This window comes from Prevotella sp. S7-1-8, assembly GCF_000758925.1.
In the GTDB taxonomy this organism is placed as follows: Bacteria; Bacteroidota; Bacteroidia; order Bacteroidales; family Bacteroidaceae; genus Prevotella.
Map to the genome: position 1 here is coordinate 1 of NZ_JRNC01000095.1, position 1,679 is coordinate 1,679.

At 44.1% G+C, this 1,679-nt stretch carries 3 protein-coding genes and 1 pseudogene; all 4 read right to left on the reverse strand.

From position 1 onward, the window contains the following. Nucleotides 1–160 precede the first annotated feature (160 nt). Nucleotides 161–580: a hypothetical protein gene (locus HMPREF1640_RS11535; RefSeq protein WP_036894996.1), complete on the reverse strand. Its 420-nt coding sequence runs from the start codon at nt 578–580 to the stop codon at nt 161–163. 192 nt (nt 581–772) lie between these two features. Further along, nucleotides 773–1,279, reverse strand: a complete 507-nt coding sequence (locus HMPREF1640_RS11540; protein WP_008451378.1) for a DUF3408 domain-containing protein — start codon at nt 1,277–1,279, stop codon at nt 773–775. Continuing rightward, nucleotides 1,267–1,581, reverse strand: coding sequence for a helix-turn-helix domain-containing protein (locus tag HMPREF1640_RS11545; protein ID WP_008451366.1), 315 nt, complete (start codon nt 1,579–1,581; stop codon nt 1,267–1,269). Before HMPREF1640_RS11545 ends, HMPREF1640_RS11540 begins: the two co-directional genes overlap by 13 nt. A 20-nt stretch (nt 1,582–1,601) precedes the next feature. Beyond that, nucleotides 1,602–1,679 (reverse strand): annotated as a pseudogene (locus tag HMPREF1640_RS12975) (DNA-binding protein); the annotation flags it as partial.

A 1,679-nucleotide genomic window follows, 5' to 3' on the forward strand; every position in this document is an offset into this window, starting at 1 on the left:
GCAGGTATTCGGATAAATTATATCCGAATACCTGCTGCCATAACGTTTTATTACCGTCTACAACATACAAATCCTATTTTCCTAACATTGATAACTGACCAAAGATGGATTGGGCAATCACAGCACGATACTAACGTTGGGCATTATGATTTATCAGCATTCATTCTTGTTTACTCTCAAGGGATTTTGTCAGTTGCACTGCTTGCTGTTGCAGTCTGATAAGAAGTTGGGAATAAGTTTCAAGTTTACTGAGCAATCGTTGAGCAGTGGCAACAGAATGATAAGTCTTGAGGGCTTTCACGGCTTCATTGTATAGCACGCCTATCTTATGTGTCAAGGCTACGATTTCTGATAGTTTCTCCAAGTAAGGCTCTTTTGCAGGGTCTTGGGTGATGACCTTAAAGGCTTCACCTAAAAGTCTTGCTCGGACAAAGTCGCTCTTTGTCTTTGCTCCCGATTTGCGGTAGAGTCTGATAAGCTTCTGCTGGTCTTCAGAATTAGGTATCCTGATGTGCCATCTGTCCCATCGTGGGCAGGTGGCACATCTGCCGTCTGGCATCTTTTGTTTCTGCTTTTTCATTGTTTTCTAATCACGACTTTGGAGTGATTTAATCCCCTTTCGGGGCAAGGGGCTTTGTGGTACAAACGGCAGTTTGTGGTACAAAGACACACCTTGCTGATGTAGAAAATGGGATTATAAGCCCATGCCGTGTTACTGCATTCATTGAATACAGTAACTCGGCGTAGGCTTGCATTCGAGGAATGCAGTACTTCAGAGTTTCCGCCATCTTTCCACATCATCTTTGTATTGGTCGAGATGTTCTCGAAGCACCTGCTCCACATATCCTGAAACGCTTGCTCCCTGCTCACCGATTTTCCTCACCACGAAGTCCAACTTTCGTTGAGTTTCCTCTGATACATACACGGCTTTGCGGTGGCTGACACGAAAGGGCTGGAGATATTTCCCCTGAAACTCGGATAATTGCTTCCTGTCCCTTGTTTTTCCCATTCGTTGATGATTCTCTTCGGTAGAAGTAGCCCTTTCCGTTGGTGACAACTCTGTTTCTTGATAGGACGGTTGAGAATAGTCCTTGTGACTCTCCTTGTCATTTTGTTCCTCAACTTTAACAGGCTCAAATCTTTTCTTTTCCTCTTCATAATCTACGGGCTGGTCAAAATCGGGCAACTCTTCGGGCTTGCGGAGCTTAACGCCATAATTGCCCATATCTCGAAGGGCTTGTTCCAGACGCTGTTTCCTTTGTTCATCTATTCTTGCCATAATTTCTTGGGTATTGCGTTATAATGTCTTTCAAGCATTGTTTGTATGTCGCTCTGTTTGTAAAGTATCTTCCCTCCGATTTTGTAGAATGGAAGTATTCCTGCATTTCTGTACTCTTGGAGCGTACGTGTGCTGAGCCGTAATTGGCTGCAAACCTCCTCGCCTGTCAGGTAAACCTCTCCGCCCAACATCGGACGGGCTGTAGAACAATAACGCTCCAGTTTCTTCAAAGTACCCTCCATCAACTGTGCAAACATCTGCATTTGAGGGCCTTGCTGTGTAATGATTTCATTCTCTTCCATAGTTCATTCATTGTTTGAGTTCATTCATTGTTTGCATTCAGTAACTCTGCGATGTCGCTCTCCTTGTAATAGCATTTATGCCCAATAATGGAGAAGGG